This is a genomic window from Streptacidiphilus sp. MAP12-33, assembly GCF_041261265.1.
GTDB lineage: Bacteria > Actinomycetota > Actinomycetes > Streptomycetales > Streptomycetaceae > Streptacidiphilus.
The window spans coordinates 304,595-321,768 of the sequence record NZ_JBGCCA010000002.1; the positions used below are offsets into that span (position 1 = coordinate 304,595).

13 protein-coding genes and 3 tRNA genes are annotated in these 17,174 nt (G+C 72.7%); 4 read left to right on the top strand and 12 right to left on the bottom strand.

Annotated elements, in window-relative coordinates:
- Positions 1-6 precede the first annotated feature (6 nt).
- Together leuS and ABH931_RS04180 are read right to left on the bottom strand one after the other, a co-directional pair.
- Positions 7-2,901 (bottom strand): leucine--tRNA ligase, encoded by a 2,895-nt coding sequence (gene leuS / locus ABH931_RS04175; RefSeq protein WP_370109965.1) that lies wholly within the window; start codon positions 2,899-2,901, stop codon positions 7-9.
- 380 nt (positions 2,902-3,281) lie between these two features.
- A complete protein-coding gene (locus ABH931_RS04180; protein ID WP_370109967.1) occupies positions 3,282-5,273 on the bottom strand; it encodes a protease pro-enzyme activation domain-containing protein in 1,992 nt (663 codons plus the stop codon).
- A 345-nt stretch (positions 5,274-5,618) separates the two neighbouring features.
- On the opposite strand from ABH931_RS04180, the gene ABH931_RS04185 reads away from it, so the two are divergent.
- Both ABH931_RS04185 and ABH931_RS04190 read left to right on the top strand, forming a co-directional pair.
- Positions 5,619-7,193: a hypothetical protein gene (locus ABH931_RS04185; protein ID WP_370109969.1), complete on the top strand. Its 1,575-nt coding sequence runs from the start codon at positions 5,619-5,621 to the stop codon at positions 7,191-7,193.
- Complete coding sequence (locus ABH931_RS04190) at positions 7,190-8,674, top strand: NADH-ubiquinone oxidoreductase-F iron-sulfur binding region domain-containing protein (protein WP_370109971.1); 1,485 nt, start codon at positions 7,190-7,192, stop codon at positions 8,672-8,674. Before ABH931_RS04185 ends, ABH931_RS04190 begins: the two co-directional genes overlap by 4 nt.
- Positions 8,675-8,867: 193 nt before the next feature.
- On the opposite strand, the gene ABH931_RS04195 is transcribed toward ABH931_RS04190, so the two are convergent.
- Both ABH931_RS04195 and ABH931_RS04200 read right to left on the bottom strand, forming a co-directional pair.
- A tRNA-Ala gene (locus tag ABH931_RS04195) sits at positions 8,868-8,940 on the bottom strand.
- Positions 8,941-9,005: 65 nt separating this feature from the next.
- Positions 9,006-10,448: an MFS transporter gene (locus ABH931_RS04200; protein WP_370109973.1), complete on the bottom strand. Its 1,443-nt coding sequence runs from the start codon at positions 10,446-10,448 to the stop codon at positions 9,006-9,008.
- Between the two features lie 120 nt (positions 10,449-10,568).
- Here ABH931_RS04200 and ABH931_RS04205 point away from each other — a divergent pair, with 120 nt between their 5' ends.
- Positions 10,569-11,429 (top strand): helix-turn-helix transcriptional regulator, encoded by an 861-nt coding sequence (locus tag ABH931_RS04205; protein WP_370109975.1) that lies wholly within the window; start codon positions 10,569-10,571, stop codon positions 11,427-11,429.
- 44 nt (positions 11,430-11,473) lie between these two features.
- Here the strand turns inward: ABH931_RS04205 and ABH931_RS04210 are convergent.
- From ABH931_RS04210 to ABH931_RS04245, 8 genes are all read right to left on the bottom strand, one after another.
- A tRNA-Ala gene (locus ABH931_RS04210) sits at positions 11,474-11,546 on the bottom strand.
- A gap of 28 nt (positions 11,547-11,574) precedes the next feature.
- Positions 11,575-11,647: transfer RNA gene (locus ABH931_RS04215), tRNA-Ala, on the bottom strand.
- 115 nt (positions 11,648-11,762) lie between these two features.
- Positions 11,763-12,410 carry a histidine phosphatase family protein gene (locus ABH931_RS04220; RefSeq protein WP_370110058.1) on the bottom strand — a complete coding sequence of 216 codons (648 nt, stop codon included), beginning with the start codon at positions 12,408-12,410 and terminating at the stop codon, positions 11,763-11,765.
- Positions 12,407-12,892 carry a ribosome silencing factor gene (rsfS, locus tag ABH931_RS04225; RefSeq protein ID WP_370109977.1) on the bottom strand — a complete coding sequence of 162 codons (486 nt, stop codon included), beginning with the start codon at positions 12,890-12,892 and terminating at the stop codon, positions 12,407-12,409. The genes ABH931_RS04220 and rsfS overlap by 4 nt, the downstream gene beginning before the upstream one ends.
- A 105-nt stretch (positions 12,893-12,997) precedes the next feature.
- Complete coding sequence (locus tag ABH931_RS04230; protein ID WP_370109979.1) at positions 12,998-14,764, bottom strand: LCP family protein; 1,767 nt, start codon at positions 14,762-14,764, stop codon at positions 12,998-13,000.
- Positions 14,761-15,435, bottom strand: a complete 675-nt coding sequence (gene nadD, locus ABH931_RS04235; RefSeq protein ID WP_370109981.1) for a nicotinate-nucleotide adenylyltransferase — start codon at positions 15,433-15,435, stop codon at positions 14,761-14,763. The genes ABH931_RS04230 and nadD overlap by 4 nt, the downstream gene beginning before the upstream one ends.
- Before the next feature lie 77 nt (positions 15,436-15,512).
- Positions 15,513-15,659 (bottom strand): hypothetical protein, encoded by a 147-nt coding sequence (locus tag ABH931_RS04240; protein WP_370109983.1) that lies wholly within the window; start codon positions 15,657-15,659, stop codon positions 15,513-15,515.
- A gap of 64 nt (positions 15,660-15,723) precedes the next feature.
- On the bottom strand, positions 15,724-15,867 hold the full coding sequence (locus ABH931_RS04245; RefSeq protein ID WP_370109985.1) for a hypothetical protein: 144 nt from the start codon (positions 15,865-15,867) through the stop codon (positions 15,724-15,726).
- A 134-nt stretch (positions 15,868-16,001) separates the two neighbouring features.
- On the opposite strand from ABH931_RS04245, the gene ABH931_RS04250 reads away from it, so the two are divergent.
- Complete coding sequence (locus ABH931_RS04250) at positions 16,002-17,093, top strand: M48 family metallopeptidase (RefSeq protein ID WP_370109987.1); 1,092 nt, start codon at positions 16,002-16,004, stop codon at positions 17,091-17,093.
- Positions 17,094-17,174: the final 81 nt, after the last annotated feature.

Sequence of the window (17,174 nt, forward strand, 5' to 3'; positions counted from 1 at the left end):
ACCGGCTCAGATGACGATGTTGACCAGCTTGGGCGCGCGGACGACGACCTTGCGCACCTCGGCGCCGCCCAGCGCGGCCACGACCGCCGGGTCGGCCAGGGCCAGCGTCTCCAGCTCGGCGTCACCGATGGCCGGCGGCACCTCCAGGCGGGCCTTGACCTTGCCCTTGATCTGCACGACGCAGGTGACCGAGTCCTCGACCAGGTAGGCCGGGTCGGCCTCGGGCAGCTGGGCGTGGACCAGCGAGTCCTCGTGGCCCAGCTTCTCCCACAGCTCCTCGGCGATGTGCGGGGCCAGCGGGGCGACCAGCAGCACCGCCTGCTCCGCGACCACACGCGGCGTGGAACCGCGCTTGACCAGGAAGTTGTTCAGCTCGGTGGCCTTGGCGACCGCCGTGTTGAACCGCAGGTTCAGCATGTCGGTACGGACGCCGTCGATCGCCTTGTTCAGCGCGCGCAGCGTCTCCTCGTCCGGCGTCTCGTCGGAGACGACGACCTCGCCGGTCTCCTCGTCGACGACGGTGCGCCACAGACGCTGCAGGAAGCGGAACGAACCGACGACCGCGCGGGTGTCCCACGGACGGGAGACGTCCAGCGGGCCCATCGCCATCTCGTACAGGCGCAGCGTGTCCACGCTGTACTCGCCGGTGACCTCCTCCGGCGCCACCACGTTCTTCAGCGACTTGCCGATCTTGCCGATCTCACGGCTGACGGGCTTGCCCTCGAAGTACCAGACGCCGTCGCGCTCCTCGGTCTCCGCGGCCGGGACCGGGAAGCCGCGCTCGTCGCGGTAGACGTAGGCCTGGATCATGCCCTGGTTGAACAGCTTGTGGAACGGCTCGCAGGAGCTGACGTGGCCCAGGTCGAACAGCACCTTGTGCCAGAAGCGCGCGTACAGCAGGTGCAGCACGGCGTGCTCGGCGCCGCCGACGTACAGGTCGACGCCGCCGGCCTTCTTCTCCTCGGTCGGGCCCATCCAGTAGGCCTCGTTGACCGGGTTGACGACCTCGGTGTCGTCGTCCGGGTCCACGTAGCGCAGCTCGTACCAGCACGAACCGGCCCAGTTGGGCATGGTGTTGGTCTCGCGGCGGTACTGCTTGGGCCCGTCGCCCAGGTCCAGGGTGACGGAGACCCAGTCCTCGGCGCGCGACAGCGGCGTCTCGGGCGAGGTGTCCGCGTCGTCCGGGTCGAAGGTGCGCGGCGAGTAGTCCTCGATCTCGGGCAGCTCGACCGGCAGCATCGAGGCCGGCAGCGGGTGCGCGACGCCGTCCTCGTCGTAGACGATCGGGAACGGCTCGCCCCAGTACCGCTGACGGCTGAACAGCCAGTCGCGCAGCTTGTAGTTGACGGTGCCCTCGCCGATGCCCTGGCTGGCCAGCCAGTCGGTGATGGTCTTCTTGGCGTCGACGACGCCCAGGCCGTCCAGCGAGACGAAGTCGTTGGCCGAGTTGACGATGGCGGCGTCGTAGGAGTCGAACGAGTCGTCCCACGTCGACGGGTCGGTGCCGCGGTCGTCGCTCGGCTGGACGACGCAGCGCATCGGCAGCTGGAACGCGCGCGCGAAGGCGAAGTCGCGGGTGTCGTGCGCCGGGACGGCCATGATCGCGCCGGTGCCGTAGCCCATCAGCACGTAGTCGGCGATGAAGACCGGCACCAGCTCGCCGCTGACCGGGTTGACCGCGTAGGCGCCGGTGAAGACACCGGTCTTGGTCTTGGCGTCGGCCTGGCGCTCGACGTCCGACTTGGCGGCGGCCTGGCGGCGGTAGGCGTCGACGGCCTCGGTGGGCGTGGCGTGGCCGCCGGTCCACTCGGCCGGCAGCTCACCCTCGGCGGACGGCCAGGCGGCCGGGACGATCGAGTCGACCAGCTCGTGCTCGGGCGCCAGCACCATGTAGGTGGCGCCGAACAGCGTGTCCGGACGGGTGGTGAACACGGTGATGGCGGCCTCGGCGGCGTCGCCCTCGGTGGTGTGCACCTTGAAGTCGACCTTGGCGCCCTCGGAGCGGCCGATCCAGTTGCGCTGCTGCAGCTTGATGGCCTCGGGCCAGTCCAGCAGGTCCAGGTCGTCGATCAGGCGGTCCGCGTAGGCGGTGATCCGCATCATCCACTGGCGCAGGTTGGCCTTGAAGACGGGGAAGTTGCCGCGCTCGGAGCGGCCGTCTGCGGTGACCTCCTCGTTGGCCAGCACGGTGCCCAGACCCGGGCACCAGTTGACCGGGGCCTGCTTGACGAAGGCCAGGCGGTACTCGCCCAGCAGCTCGTCCCGCTCGGCCGGGGTCAACGCGGACCAGGCGCGGCCGTCCGGCGTCTGCTTGGCGCCCGAGGCGAACTTCCCGACCAGCTCGGCGATCGGGCGGGCGGCCTGGACCTCGGGGTCGTACCAGGAGTTGAAGATCTGCAGGAAGATCCACTGGGTCCACTTGTAGTACGACGGGTCGATCGTGGAGATCGAGCGCCGCAGATCGTGGCCCAGGCCCAGGCTGCGCAGCTGCTCCCGGTACTTGGCGATGTTCGCCTCGGTGGTCACCCGCGGGTGGGTGCCGGTCTGCACCGCGTACTGCTCGGCCGGCAGGCCGAAGGCGTCGAAGCCCATGGTGTGCAGCACGTTGTGGCCGGTCATCCGCAGGTGACGGGCGTACACGTCGGTCGCGATGTACCCCAGCGGGTGCCCCACGTGCAGGCCGGCGCCGGACGGGTACGGGAACATGTCCATGATGAACGCGTGCGGCTTCGAGGCTGCGCCGCTGTCGCCGGCCTCGGCCAGCGGCCCGACCGGGTTCGGGGCGGCGAAGACGCCGTCCTTCTCCCAGCGGTCCTGCCAACGGGCCTCGATCTGCGCCGCCAGGGCGTGGGTGTACCGGTACGGAGCGGCCGCAGCCGCCTCGGAGGTGCTCTCGCTCATCGTCCTCAGACTCCAGGGGTGCCAGCTCGGAAGGGTGTGTTGACGCCGGAAAACGAAAAAACCCCTCGTCCATGAGGGGTCGCCACGCTGACTCCGGCCAACGTCGTTTCGAGCGGGCCGGTCCTTGTCAGCGCGGCCGGCTAAGGAGCAGGCGCGCAGTTCGCATGGCGCAAGGGTAGCAGGCGGTCACTCTGGGCTTCCGCAGCGGTTGCACCCCTCAGGGGCGCGAGGCCCTGCTCGATGAACTGCGTGCGCGACAATCCCCCAGCCTTCGGCCGGGCCCCCACGGCCTTGGGATCCCGAGCGGACAGGGCCATCCGCCTTGGGTGGGTTGCTCGCGCAGGCAGTTCGTCGGGCAGAGCCCCGCGCCCCTGAAGGCCCTAGCGGGCCTTGGCGGGTGCGCCGCCGCGGGGGCCGTAGGAGGGGACGTAGTCCGCGGACGGGCTGCCGACGCCGGTCACGTCGTCGTAGCCCTGCGTCGCGTGCAGCGACGAGTCGCGGCCGAGCGTGCGCAGCGAGACGACGGTGCCCGCCGTCGCGTCGACGCTGTTGCGGAAGTCCAGGCGGACCTCGGCCAGCGAGACCTTCTTGCCGTACGGGTTGTCGGTGACGTCGTGGAAGGCCTGCGTGCCGTACCGGTCGTAGATCGCCGGGTTGGCGAACCCGAGCGGGCCGCCGGCCTCCTGCTGGGCGAGAGCCTGGATGCCCGCGATCACCGGGGAGGCGAGGCTCGTCCCGCCGATGCGGTACTCGCTGTACTTCGTCGTCCCGTCCGGGAAGGTCTGCGTCTGGCCCATCAGGAACCCGGTGCTGGAGTCCGCGACCGCCGCGATGTCCGGCACCACCCGGTGCGCGCTGCCCGAGACGAGGGCGAGCGAGTTCGGGACGACCGGCTTCTGCCACGACGGCTGCGCGACGCGCGAGCTCGTGCCGCCGCCCGCGCCGGCCACGAACCCGCCGGGCAGGGAGGCCCAGGAGGTACCGGAGGACGAGAGCAGCGCCTTGTCCGTGCCCCAGCCGGTCTCGAAGAGGTACTGGCAGTTCGCGCCGACGGCCAGGGACGTGCCGCCGACTGCCGTCACCCACGGCAGGGACGCCGGCATGTCGGTCTGCTTCGCCCCGGTCGCGGCCTTCTCGTCGCCGCCGTCCCCGCTGGAGAAGTAGTAGCCGATGCCCTCCGCCGCGCCGGTCATGAAGATCTTGTCGTAGACCGGGTCCATCGCGGGGTCGCTGCCCAGTTCCGGCTCGCCCCAGCTGTCGCTGACGATGTCCGCGAGGTGGCTGTCGTTGACCTTGTTGAGCGCGTCGACCAGGTCGGCGTCGCCGCAGGAGGCCGCACCGAGGTAGGTGAGGTTCGCGGCCGGGGCCATCGCGTGGACGGCCTCCAGGTCGAGCGTCTGCTCGCCGTACCAGCCCGAGGCGCCGCAGCCGTCCGGGGCGACGGCGGACGGGTCCGCGGTGTGGGTCCAGGTCGCCGCGTCGACGCGGGTCAGCTGGCCGGGCGCGTAGGCGGCGTCGCCGTGCGCGGTCGCGTACTGGGTCAGATCGCTGACCAGGGTCGGCGAGTCGTAGGCGTCGACGACGGCGATCTTGACGCCCGCGCCGGTGAGGCCGGTCGCGGCCGCGCCGTAGGCGGTGCGCAGCTGCTGGCCGGTGTAGCCCTTGACCACGTACGGCATCACCCGGCCGTAGGCCTGCGGCAGGGTGGAGGCCGACTGCTGCCCGTAGTAGTCGGACATCGGGGGCGCGTTGACGAAGGCGTTGGCGGGCCCCGGCAGGGTGTCGTCGTGGTGGGCCTGGTGCGGCGCGGAGTCGAGGCCGGTGACGGAGAGGACGTCGGCGGCGACGGCGGACGGGACGCTGGTCAACCCGTCGGGCGCGGTGTAGACGTGGCCGGCCTTGCGGTAGGCGTGCAGGTGGGCGCCGAACGCGCGGGTCGCGGCGGTGGCGTCGCCCTGGACGGTGAGGTAGTGGCTGTTGCCGCCGACGACCCGGAACCCGGCCCCGGTCAGCCAGGCCGTGACCGCGTCGACCTGCGCCTGGGACGGGGCGAAGCGCGTGCGGATCTGCTCGGGCGTCAGGAAGTGCCGGTAGTGGCTGGAGTGCGGATCGGAGACGGCCCTGGCCTCGGCGGCGAGCGCGCGGCCCGCCCGGCCGGCGAGGTAGACGCGGGCCTCGACCCGGGACGTGCCGGGCACCACGCCCTGGTCGGGCTGCTCGGCGGTCCACAGGGGCGCGGTGCCGGGCAGGGGGACGCGGTCCGGTCGGGCCCGGTCGGCCGCGGCCGCGCCGCCGGGGAGCGCGGCGGCGGCCGTCACTCCGGCGCACAGCAGGGACGCGGTCAGGGCCAGGAGCCTCCTGGTGGGACGCATGGAAGGAACACCTCTCTCGTGCGCGCGCGCCGTATCGGATGTCGGTACGCGGTCGACGGGAGGATGCGCAGCCGGAGGCGGCTCGGAGCAGGGTTACCGCCGATCGCTCCGATGATTGCCTGATTATTCATCAGTTCGGGTTGTTGTTCGGTTCGAGCGTGTGTGCGTAAGTCGTGTGCCGATCGGGACGGAACTGTGCACGTTTTCGAACGAGTCGTCAGAGATCCCACTGTTGCCCGATGGTCTCGCTAGCATCACGGGCACATCACAGCCCACGAGACATCGGAGGCCGTAGAGATGACGCATCGACAGCGGCGCGCACGCCGCGGACGGTTACCGTTCCAGGTGCCCTTCCCCCTCTTCCTGCTGGCGGTCTGCGCCGCCGTGACCGTCGGCGCCACCGCGGTCCGCGCCCTCGCGGCCGGGGGCCACGCCCCGCAGGTGCTCAGTGGGACGGCGGAGCGGCTGCTCGCCTTCCTCGACTACTTCGCCGGCGTCTTCACCCTGCTGTCGCTGACGGCGGCGGTGCTGTGCGGCCTGGCCGCGACGGACCGGCTGGTGCTCACCCCCCGACTGCGCGTGGCCGCGCAGTCCGTGCACCGCGCGACCTCGGTCGCGGCCGTCGGGTTCCTCGCCACCCACATCGGCGTGAAGATCGCCGAGCGGGACGCGAGCCCACTGGCCGCGCTGCTGCCCTTCGGCGGCGGGGCGACGTTCGCCGTCGGCCTCGGCACGCTGGCCGCCGACCTGCTCGTCCTCGCGGCCGCGACGGGCGCGGTGCGCGGACGCTTCGCCGACGCGCGCCGTCCTGGCCTGTGGCGGGTGCTGCACGCCTCCGCGTACGCGTGCTGGCCGATCGCCCTCGCCCACGGCCTCACCGCCGGCCGCGCGGCGGCCGTCTGGGTCCTGTGGAGCTACGGCGTCTGCGGCGCGCTGGTCGCGCTGGCCCTCCTCGTCCGCGGGCTCGGCCTGCTCGACCGCCGTCCCGAGGCCACCCGCCTCCGGGCCTACCGGCCCCGCCGTCCGTCGCGCGTCGCGCTCGCGGAGCTCGCCGCGCTCTCACGCGAACACCAGGCCGTCCCGTACGCCAGTCACGCACCCCGCGCGGGGGCGGGCGCGGGGCCCGGGGCGAGCGCAGTCCGCGACGCGTACGCGGCCGCGAGCCCCGGCGCGGCGCCCGGCGCCGACGCGGGCGCCATGTACGGCCCGGGTGCGAGGCACGGCGCGAGCACAGTCCACGACGCGTACGCGTACGCCGCCGCGACGCCCGGCGCGGCGCGCGGCGCGGGCGTCAGGCACCACGCGAACACGGCGCACGGCGCGAGCGTCCACGGCCCCGACGCGGGCGCGCTGTACGGCGCGACCGCCGCCGGGGGCGGCCCGGAGCGACCGCGGGAGCATCCGCGCCTGGCGGACACCCCGCCGAACGGCGTGCCGGTGCACGGCCTCCCTCACCACACCCGTCCCCGTCACGAGCCCTTCACCCATGCGACAGCCGCCGACCCGGCGCGCGTGGCGTCGCACGATCCCCACCGCACCGGACGCCACAGCCGCCGCCCCGCACCCGGCGTCTCCACCCCGGCCGGCGCCGCGCCGTCATGGGCGCATCCGCAGGCGCACGCCACGGCCGCCTTTCCCCCGGGCCACGGTCCGTGGCAGGGCCCCGGTGTCTCCCCCGGCGGCCAGGGGTACGCCGGGGGACCGTACGGCTGGGCAGCCGCGCCCCCCACACCGTGGGCCACCGAGGGCGGCACCCACCCGCACGCGACGACGCCGGACCCGACGTACCCGGCCGCCGCCGGCGGCTCCGGCTGGGCGCAGCCGGCCCCACCGGTGGCCGACCCCGGAGTTGACTGGGGATCAGGCGAATGGGGCCCGCTCACCTGGGACGCGCCGACGGCCGGAGGGGTCGGGGTATGAGCGGCGGGCTCGTGGTGAGCGAGGTGCGGCGGCTCGGGCCCGCCCGGCTCAGCGCCGGGCTGGACCGGTGGGAACGGCTGGACCTCGCGGCCCATGCACGGACCCACGGGCCGCTGCCGCGTGCCGCGCAGGACTCCCTGCTCGCCCTCGCGGAGCGGGTGGACCTGCGCGGCCGCGGCGGCGCCGCCTTCCCGTTCGCCCGCAAGGCGCAGGCCGCCCTCGCCGCCGCACAGCGCAGCGGCCGGGCGCCGGTGCTGGTGGTGAACGGCACCGAAGGCGAGCCGCCGAGCGTCAAGGACGCGACCCTGCTGACCCGCACCCCGCACCTCGTGCTGGACGGTGTCTCCCTCGCCGCCGCCGCGTTCGGCGCGGCGGAGGTCGTCGTCGCCGTCGCCGCCGGAGGCCAGGGCGAGCTCTCCGTCCCCGCCGCCCTGGACGAGCGGGCCAGGGCCCGCCGTGACAGCGTGCCCATGCGGGTGGTCTGCGTGCCGGAGCGCTTCGTCTCCGGCGAGTCCGGCGCGCTGGTCCGCGCCGTCAACGGGCACGCGTCGCTCCCGCCGACCCAGCCCGCGCGAGCCGCCGAGGGCGGACGCGGCGGCGTGGGCGGACGACCGACGCTGCTCTGCAACGCCGAGACGTGGGCGCAGCTCGCCCTCCTGGTCCGGCTCGGCGCGGACGGCTACGCCGTCGTCGGCACGCCGGAGGAACCCGGCACCGTGCTGGTCACGGTGAACCGCGCGGGCGGGCGGGCACCCGTCGTGGTCGAGGTCCCGGCCGGGGCACCGCTCGGTGTCCTGCTGGACACCTGCGGCGTGGAGCCGGGCGCGGGCGTCCTCGTCGGCGGATACCACGGCGCGTGGCTGCGGCCCGAGGCTGCCGAGCGGGTCGCCCTCTCGCGCGCGGGCCTCACCGCCGCCGGGGGCGTGCTCGGCGCCGCCAGCGTCCTGGCCCTGCCGGACGGCGTCTGCGCGCTCAGCGAGCTGACGCGCGTCACGGGGTGGTTGGCGGGCGAGTCCACCGGCCAGTGCGGCCCGTGCCGGCGGGGCCTGCCGGAGACCGCGACAGCGCTGGACGCGCTGACGCGCGGGAACGGCTCGGCGGAGGACGTACGGCAGGCGGCGACGCGCGGCCGTGGCCGAGGCGCCTGCGCCCACCCCGACGGCACGGCCCGCTTCGTCCTCTCCGGGCTGACCACGTTCGCGACCGACGTCGCCGCGCACGAGCGCGAAGGCGGCTGCGGCCGCCCAGCGGGCGCGACGCTGCCCCTTCCGGTCCCGGACGGCGCGCACCTCACCCTCGACTGGTCCCGCTGCGACGCCCACGGCCTGTGCGCGTCCCTCGCCCCGGACCTGCTCACCCTGGACACCCACGGCTACCCCGTCCTGCGGACGGACGCCCCCTTGGCCCCCTGGCAGCAGACCCAGGCCCGCAAGGCCGTCACCGGCTGCCCGGCCCTCGCCCTGCGCCTGCGGAGGGCGTAGCCCTCAGGGGCGCGAGGAACTGCGCGAGGAACCACCGGCGTGCGGATGGCCCTGCCCGTTCGGCGAGTCACCTGCCTGGGTGGCCTGGCGCGCAGTTCCTCGCGCCCCTGGCGGCTGAGCCGCCTGAGTCGGTGCAACGAAACGCCTGAGGGCCGGTACCCGTTTCGGATACCGGCCCTCAGGAACCGCACTGTGGAGCTACGGGGAATTGAACCCCGGACCTCTTGCATGCCATGCAAGCGCTCTACCAACTGAGCTACAGCCCCGTGCGCCTCGCGGCGACGTCCCTAACTGTACACGTTCCACGAGGCCGCCCACCAATCCGTTTCCGTCAGCGCGAAGCGCCCCGCACCGGCCTGACCAGCACGGCCGCGCCCAGCATCAGCGCGGCGACCGCGCCGAGCGTCAGGGCCAGGGCCGCGCCCGACGCCGCCGGCGTCGTGGTCGGGTACGAGACGCGGGAGAGGAAGAGGGTGCCGAGCGCGGCGACGCCCACGACCTGGCCGAGCTGAAGGACGGTCACCATGACGCCGCTCGCGTCCGCCGCGTGCTCCGGCTCGACGCGCCCGAGCGCGCGGGCGAAGAGGGGGCTGTAGGCGCACCCGCCCGCCAGGCCGATGGCCAGCAGGGCCGCGCGCTCCGCCCAGGAGACCGCGGCGCCGTCACGGGCCAGCAGGGCCACTGCCGCGAAGCCCAGGGCGCCGGTCGCCAGGGCGTAGAAGGGGAGCCGGCCGTGCAGGCGCTGCGGCAGGCGCTGCCACCACAGGCCGGCCGCGCCGAAGCCCACCATCGTCGGGGCGACTGTCAGGCCGCTGCGGAGCGCACTCGCGCCGAGACCGGCCTGGAGGTGCATCGCCAGCGCGAAGGAGAAGCCGGCGACGCCCGTCATCACCAGGAAGACCGCCGCCGCCGCGCGGACCAGGCCGGGGGCCTCCAGGACGCGACCGTGGATCAGCGGGTGACCGCCGGAGCGGGCGAGGCCGCGCTCGACCACGACGAACGCCGCGAACAGCGCGACGCTCAGGCCGAGCAGCGCCCAGCACCACACCGGCCACCCCTCGTCGTGGCCGAGCACCAGCGGGACCACCAGGCTGCCGATCGCGGCCGCGAGCAGCACCAGGCCGCGCAGGTCCAGCCGCCGTGTCCGCTCCCCCGCGACGGACGGCAGCAGCTTGGCGCCCGCGACCAGCAGGGCCAGGCCGATCGGGACGTTGACCAGGAAGACCGGGCGCCAGCCCCAGCCGAACAGGTCGGCGCTGACCAGCGCGCCGCCCACGACCTGGCCGGTGACGCCGCCGACGGCGAGCACCGCCGAGTAGACGCCCAGCGCCCGCACCCGGGCCGGGCCGGTGAAGGTGCGCTGGATCAGGCTCATGACCTGCGGCACCATCAGCGCCGCGCCGAGGCCCTGGAGCAGCCGGAAGCCGATCAGCGCGCCGATGCCGGGCGCCAGCCCGCAGGCCAGCGAGGCCGCGGTGAACAGGGCCAGCCCGCCCAGGAAGAGCCGGGTGAAGCCGTGGCGCTCACCGAGGCGGGCGCCGGTGATCAGCAGGACCGCGTAGGCGATGCCGTAGCCGGCGATGACCAGTTGCAGACCGGCGCCGGAGGCGTGCAGGTCGAGCCGGATGCTGGGGACGGCGACGTTGACGATGGTGACGTCGAGCAGGGCCATGAACTGACCGGTGAGGACCAGGCCGAGCAGCAGACCCGGCCGGGCCGCCGTGGCGGGAGGAGCGGGCCTGGAGGCGACGCGCTGGGGCTGAGTGATCGTCATGGATCAAGCGTCGCGGCTGTGCCCGGGGTCTGGAGAGAGCCCGTCGATGCTGGTACCGGGAGTACCCGTCAGCCTCCCGAACCGGCCGGGTGTGTCGGACCCTTCGGGCACGATAGGGGCATGACGACCGTCGCGACCGACCGCCGTGCCCAGCTCGCCGAGTTCCTGAAGACCCGCCGGGCGCGGGTGACGCCCGAGCAGGTGGGGCTGGCGCCGGGGCTGCGACGCCGGACGCCGGGGCTGCGACGCGAGGAGGTGGCGCAGCTGGCCGGGGTCGGGGTCACCTGGTACACGTGGCTGGAGCAGGGTCGCCCGATCAACGCGAGCGAGCAGGTGCTGCAGGCGATAGCCAGGACGCTGCGGCTGGACATCGCCGAGCAGGCGCACCTGCTGCGCCTGGCCGGGATGCGGCCCGCCGTGCCGGATTCGACGGAGTGCGCGACGCAGCCGCAGGTGCAGTCGATCCTGGACGCGCTCGACCCGCTGCCGGCGGCGATCAGCAGCGCGCGCTACGACATCCTGCGCTGGAACGCGAGCTACGAGACGATCTTCCCTGGGGCCACCCTCTCGGACACCTACCGCCGCAACTCGCTGTGGGCGGCCGCCGTCGTCCCCGGCTGCTGCAGCGCCTTCGTCAACCGGGACGAGGAGCTGCCGCGGATGATCGCGGTGCTGCGCGCCAACTACGCCGAGCACCTGGGCGAGCCGGAGTGGGAGACGTTCATCGCGGACCTGCGCGCCGCCAGCGCGGACTTCGCCGCCCTCTGGGCGCAGCAGGACGTGGCGCTGCACTCCGCACGGCTGAAGGTGTTCCGGCACGGTTCGGTCGGCGAGCTGCGGATGACGGCGACCAACCTCCAGGTGCTGGGCATGCCCACGGCCCGCATGGTCGTCTACACGCCGAACGACGACGAGACCCGTGAGCGCATCGCGTTCCTCCAGGCCAACCCCGGGCTGGCGGTCGTCGACCACCAGCACTGAGATGCGCGGAACCCCCCGGCGAGCGCCGGGGGGTTCCGATTCTGTGGAGCTACGGGGAATTGAACCCCGGACCTCTTGCATGCCATGCAAGCGCTCTACCAACTGAGCTACAGCCCCGCGAATGACGCTATGAAGTTGTGTTGCGTGGAGCTACGGGGAATTGAACCCCGGACCTCTTGCATGCCATGCAAGCGCTCTACCAACTGAGCTACAGCCCCTTGTCCTGCTTCGTTCCCGGCCGCTTCCGCGCCCTGCGAACGAAGAAGACTCTAGCGGTTGTGGGGCCGAACTGCGAAATCCGGCCCCGTCACCCCCCGGACACCCCCCGGTCGGTCAGGTGTCGTCGCCGATGACCGGCTCCGGCAGCGTGCCGGCGTTGTGCTCCTCCAGGCGCCAGCCGCGGTAGCCGCGGCCGAGCACCGACCAGCAGCAGTTCGAGAGGCCGCCGAGCGCCTCCCAACTGTGCGCGGGCAGGTCGAGCATGCGGCCGATGGCCATGCGGATGGTGCCGCCGTGGCTGACCACGACGAGCGTCCCCTCGTCCGGCAGCGCGCCGATGGCGTCGAGCACCACGGGGACGGCGCGGTCGGCCACCTCCGTGTGCAGCTCGCCACCACCGCGGCGGACCGGCTCGCCCTGCTTCCAGAGCCGGTACTCCTCGCTGTACTTGGCCTGGATCTCGGAGTTGGTCAGACCCTGCCAGGTACCCGCGTAGGTCTCCCGCAGGCCGGGGTCGTGCTTGACCGGCAGGCCGGTGACCTCGGCGAGCTGCTGCGCCGTCGCGGAGGCCCGCTGCAGGTCGGACGAGACGATGGCGTCGGGCTTCAGCGCGGCCAGCAGGCGCGCCGCACGGCGGGCCTGGGCCAGGCCCGTCTCCGTCAGCGGGATGTCCGTGGAGCCCTGGAAGCGACCCTCCAGGTTCCACGACGTCTGGCCGTGCCGCCAGAAGACGACACGGCGCCCGCCGGCCCGCCCGCTCAGCGCCGGGCCTTCTCGGCCTCGGCGGCCAGGACGGCCTCCACGTGGGCGAACTCGGCCGGCTGCTCGACCGGCAGGCCGTCGGCCTCGGCGGCCTCCTCGGCACGCTTGCGGCTGGCCTTGGCGTCCTCCGGCAGCTCCAGCTGGGGGCAGTCCTTCCACAGCCGCTCCAGGCTGTAGTAGGCGCGCTCCTCGGAGTGCTGGACGTGGACGACGATGTCCAGGTAGTCGAGCAGGATCCAGCGACCCTCACGCTCACCCTCGCGGCGGACGGGCTTGACCCCGCACTCCTGGGCGAGCCGCTCCTCGACCTCGTCCGCGATGGCCTTGACCTGGCGGTCGTTGGGCGCGGAGGCGAGCACGAAGGCGTCGGTGATGGCGAGGACCTCACTGACGTCGAACGCGATGATGTTGTGGGCCAGCTTGTCAGCGGCGGCCTGGGCGGCCGTGGTGACGAGTTCGAGGGCCCGGTCAGTTGCGGTCACAGCATGCTTTCCGTCAAGGGGCAGATACCCCCAGGGTCTCACGAACCGCCGACGGGCCGCGAAACCCTTGTGGGTCGCGGCCCGATCGGGGCGTGAACGGGCGGGTCAGGAAGCCCCCTGGTAGTCGCGGCCGAGGGTGACCACCAGGTCGACGGACAGCTGGGACGTGACCTTTTTCACAACCGTGGCCGGCAGGCCGAGGTCCTTGGCCAGCGCTTGGGCGTCCTTCAGCCGGGTGTCGTCGCCGTACTCGATGACGGTGGTGGTGCGGGTCGCCACCTTGCTCACGCCGGGCAGCAGGATGTAGCCGGAGTTGGTCATGGCCGCCGAGGCGTCGATGACCGCCTTGGGCGGCTTGCCCCCGGTGGCGTCGATCAGCTGGATGCGGGCGGCGGTCTGGCCGCCCTCGTTGCTGACCTTGCCCGCCAGCAGCCCGCTGACCATCGCGCCGGCGCCCGAGCCCAGGGTGCCGTTGCCCAGGACCGGCAGGGTCTCGGTCGAGTACTGGCCGCCGCGCGCGTCCCCGGACAGCTTGGCCAGCAGCGCGCCGAGCTGCGCGTCGGAGAGGGACGGGTCCGGGACGGCCCCCATCTGGGTGATCCGCGAGGCGGCCTGGGTCGCGTCCGTCGGCATCGCGGCGATCAGGGCCTGCAGCATGACACCGAAGCGGTTCAGCTGGGCCTGGTCGCTCTCGCCCTTGGCCTTGTAGATGGCGAAGGCCATCGCGGCGGCGCCGTTCACCTTGGTGTTCTGCCCCGGGGCGATCACCTGCTTGCCGTTCAGCGTGATCGGGACGTCGGAGGTGAAGCTCAGCCCGCCCAGCATGTCCACCAGGTTCTGCAGGAACGGCGTCTGGATGTTCCAGGTGGCGGAGACGTCGGTGCCGAGCAGGTTGTTGATGCCGGTCCGGGTGCCCGCCGTGCCCACGCTGTCCACGGCGGTGTTCAGCGCCAGCAGTCCGCTGCTGGAGTCCTGCGGCACACCGAGGGCACCGGGCAGCAGCAGGGTGACGCCCTTGGCCGGGGAGGGCTCGGAGATCAGCAGGGCGCTGTAGATGTTCTTGTTCAGGTCGTGCAGGTGGATCGCGATGACCTCGCGCTTGGTCGCGGCCGGGACACTGGCCGAGGAACCCGAGCCGATCCGGCCGGTGGCGACCAGGTAGCCGACGGTGCCACCTCCGGCCAGGACCAGCGCGATCGCGAGGGCGATGCCCCGGCTGCGCAGCTTGCGGCGCCGCTCGTCGCGGCGTTCGCCGCGGGTCTCGGAGAACTTGACCCAGTCGATGACGTCGGTGGACTCCTCGGCGTCGTCGACGAACTCGAACTCCTCCTCGCTGTACCCGGCCTTTCCGGCGGCCCCCGCGGCGGCCCCCGCACCGGCACCCGCGGCGGCGGGCTTGGGCCGCGGGGCCTCCTGGCGCGGGACACGCGCCGAGGCGGTCGGCTGCGCGGGCTCCGCGGGCTGCTGGGGCGCCTGCGGCGGTGCCGGCTGCGGCTGGGCCTGGTAGGCGGTCGAGAAGGACTGCTGGGGGGCCTGCGGGTAGGCGGACTGCTGCTGGTAGCCGCCGCCGTACTGCTGCTGCTCGTACGGCTGCTCGTACCCCTGCGCCTGCTGCCCGTAGCCGTGCTGCTGCTCGTAGCCCTGCTGCTGGCCGTAGTACGGGTCCTGCGCCGGCTCCTGGTACGCCGCGTAAGGGTCGTACGTCGGCGTGTAGGGGTCGTACGACTGCTCCGGCTGCTGGTACTGCTGCGGCTGCTGCTGTGCGTGCTGCGCCTGCTGGTACGGCTGCTCGGGATGCTGCTGGGAGGGAAAGACCCACTCGCCCGTGTAGGGGTCCTGGTAGGCCTGCTCGAATCCGCCGGTTCCGCTCACGCCGTACCCGTTCCTATCCCTGTGCCGTCGATGGCCCCGCCGGGTGCGGTGGGCGTGTACAGGTGGCGCTTGTCGATGTAGCGCACCACGCCGTCCGGGACCAGGTACCAGACCGGTTCGCCCCGGGCGACGCGCTCGCGGCAGTCGGTGGAGGAGATGGCCAGCGCGGGCACCTCCACGAGGGTGGCGCCGCCGGCGGGCAGACCCGGGTCCGTCAGCGTGTGCCCCGGACGGGTCACCCCGACGAAGTGCGCCAGGTCGAAGAGCTGCTCGGCCTTGCGCCAGGAGAAGATCTGCTCCAGGGCGTCCGCCCCGGTGATGAAGAACAGGTCGGCGTCCGGATGGAGCGCCTGGAGGTCACGCAGCGTGTCGATCGTGTAGGTCGGACCCTCGCGGTCCAGATCGATCCGGCTGACCGAGAACTGCGGGTTCTCCGCTGTGGCGATGACCGTCATCAGGTAGCGGTCCTCGGCGGAGGAGACGACCCGGCCGCTCTTCTGCCAGGGCTCGCCCGTCGGCACGAAGACGACCTGGTCGAGATGGAAGAGGCTGGCCACCTCACTCGCCGCGACCAGGTGGCCGTGGTGGATCGGGTCGAAGGTGCCGCCCATGACCCCGAGCCGCTTCTTGTGCGGCTCGCCTCCCGCCGGCGCCTCGGCTTGCTCTCTCATAGCGGGTCACCCTACGCGATCCGGTTGGGCCACGGCCGTACGGTCCGTGGCCCCGGATGATCAGCAGGCCGGCAGGCTCAGCGGTCCTTGTTGAAGCTGACGGTGACGACCAGGAGCAGCAGCAGAATGAGCAGGGCGCCACCACCGGTGAGCCACGGCTTGAGTGTGTCGTGCATACCGTTGCCCTCCGCGAGGAGAGCGGCCTGAGTGACGGGAGAGGTCATCTGAGGGGAGACTTTCTGACTCGGTGGCAGGTGGGGCAGGTGGTGCTCATGCTACGCACTCCGCTCAGTCGCGGTAGCCGCGCAGCAGCACCCACGCCATGAGCACCACTCCGACGATCGCGGCGATGACGATCACGCGCAGGAACATACCCGGACCGCTGCCGTTGGAGATGGCCGCGAGCTGGTTCAGCGTGCCGATGGTGTGCATGGGATGTCCTTCGTACGGAGAGGTGGCGCCATCCGAGCCTAGTCCTGTCCTTACGGGAACCCGACACCGCCCCGGATCGTCTCCCCCGACAAGGGGACGAGCAGTAGCGTGACGCCTCGGGAGGACACAGACACATGACCCAGCCCAACGACAGCAGCAACGTTCCCAGCCGGACGCGCAAGCGCTTCCCCGGCATCTCGACGCGGGCCTGGGAGCACCCCGCGGACCGCTCCGCCCTCGTGGCGCTGCGCAAGCTGAGCGGCTTCGACGACATCCTGAAGAAGCTCGGGGGTTTCGTCTCCGAGCGCGCCGTACGGCTGATGTTCCTGGCCAGCGCGGTGCGCGCGTCGGAGCGGCAGTTCCCGCAGCTGCACGAGATGGTCCGCGACGCGGCGTACATCCTGGACCTGGAGAAGGTCCCGCCGCTCTACGTCACCCAGGACCCCAAGCCGAACGCGATGTGCATCGGCATGGACTCCCCGGTGATCGTGGTCACCACCTCGCTGGTCGAGCTGCTCGACGAGGAGGAGATGCGGGCGGTCATCGGCCACGAGGTCGCGCACGCCATGTCCGGCCACGCGGTCTACCGGACGATGCTGATCATCCTGACCAACCTGGCGCAGCGGATCGCGTTCATCCCGCTGGGCGGCCTGGCCATCATGGGCCTGATCACAGCGCTCAACGAGTGGTTCCGCAAGGCGGAGCTCTCCTGCGACCGTGCCGGGCTGCTGGTGGGCCAGGACCTGCAGGCCTCGATGCGCGGCCTGATGAAGCTGGCCGGCGGCCACCACCTGCACGAGATGAACACCGACGCCTTCCTTGAGCAGGCCGAGGAGTACGACAAGGCGGGCGACCTGCGCGACGGCGTGATCAAGCTGCTGCAGGTGCTGCCGCAGTCGCACCCGTTCGCGGCGGTCCGGGTGGCGAAGATCAAGCAGTGGGCGGAGAGCGACGAGTACCGCTCGATCATGGCCGGCGCGTACCCGCGCCGCGAGGACGACAACAACGCCTCCGTGCGCGAGCAGGCCAAGGCGGCTGCGGACTCCTACGCGCAGAGCTTCAAGGACACCAAGGACCCGCTGATGGGTCTGGTCCGCGACATCGCGGGTGGCACGGCGGACCTCGGCGGCAAGCTGCGTGACGTCTTCGCCGGGCGCACCAGCGGTGCGAACGGCAACGGGAACGGATCCGCCGAGAACGACGCGCCGGAGGACGGGCGCGCGTAGGCGGCACGGCGAACGAAGGGGCCCTTCGGACCGGTGGTCCGAAGGGCCCCTTCGTGTCTCTTGCCTTCGTGTCTGCTGCCT

Bases quoted from the DNA above. Each gene is read 5' to 3' on its own strand.
- nadD (WP_370109981.1), bottom strand. From the start codon at position 15,435: ATGAGAGAGCAAGCCGAGGCGCCGGCGGGAGGCGAGCCGCACAAGAAG.
- ABH931_RS04250 (WP_370109987.1), top strand. From the start codon at position 16,002: ATGACCCAGCCCAACGACAGCAGCAACGTTCCCAGCCGGACGCGCAAG.
- ABH931_RS04205 (WP_370109975.1), top strand. From the start codon at position 10,569: ATGACGACCGTCGCGACCGACCGCCGTGCCCAGCTCGCCGAGTTCCTG.
- ABH931_RS04180 (WP_370109967.1), bottom strand. From the start codon at position 5,273: ATGCGTCCCACCAGGAGGCTCCTGGCCCTGACCGCGTCCCTGCTGTGC.
- ABH931_RS04240 (WP_370109983.1), bottom strand. From the start codon at position 15,659: ATGACCTCTCCCGTCACTCAGGCCGCTCTCCTCGCGGAGGGCAACGGT.
- ABH931_RS04200 (WP_370109973.1), bottom strand. From the start codon at position 10,448: ATGACGATCACTCAGCCCCAGCGCGTCGCCTCCAGGCCCGCTCCTCCC.
- leuS (WP_370109965.1), bottom strand. From the start codon at position 2,901: ATGAGCGAGAGCACCTCCGAGGCGGCTGCGGCCGCTCCGTACCGGTAC.
- ABH931_RS04245 (WP_370109985.1), bottom strand. From the start codon at position 15,867: ATGCACACCATCGGCACGCTGAACCAGCTCGCGGCCATCTCCAACGGC.
- ABH931_RS04190 (WP_370109971.1), top strand. From the start codon at position 7,190: ATGAGCGGCGGGCTCGTGGTGAGCGAGGTGCGGCGGCTCGGGCCCGCC.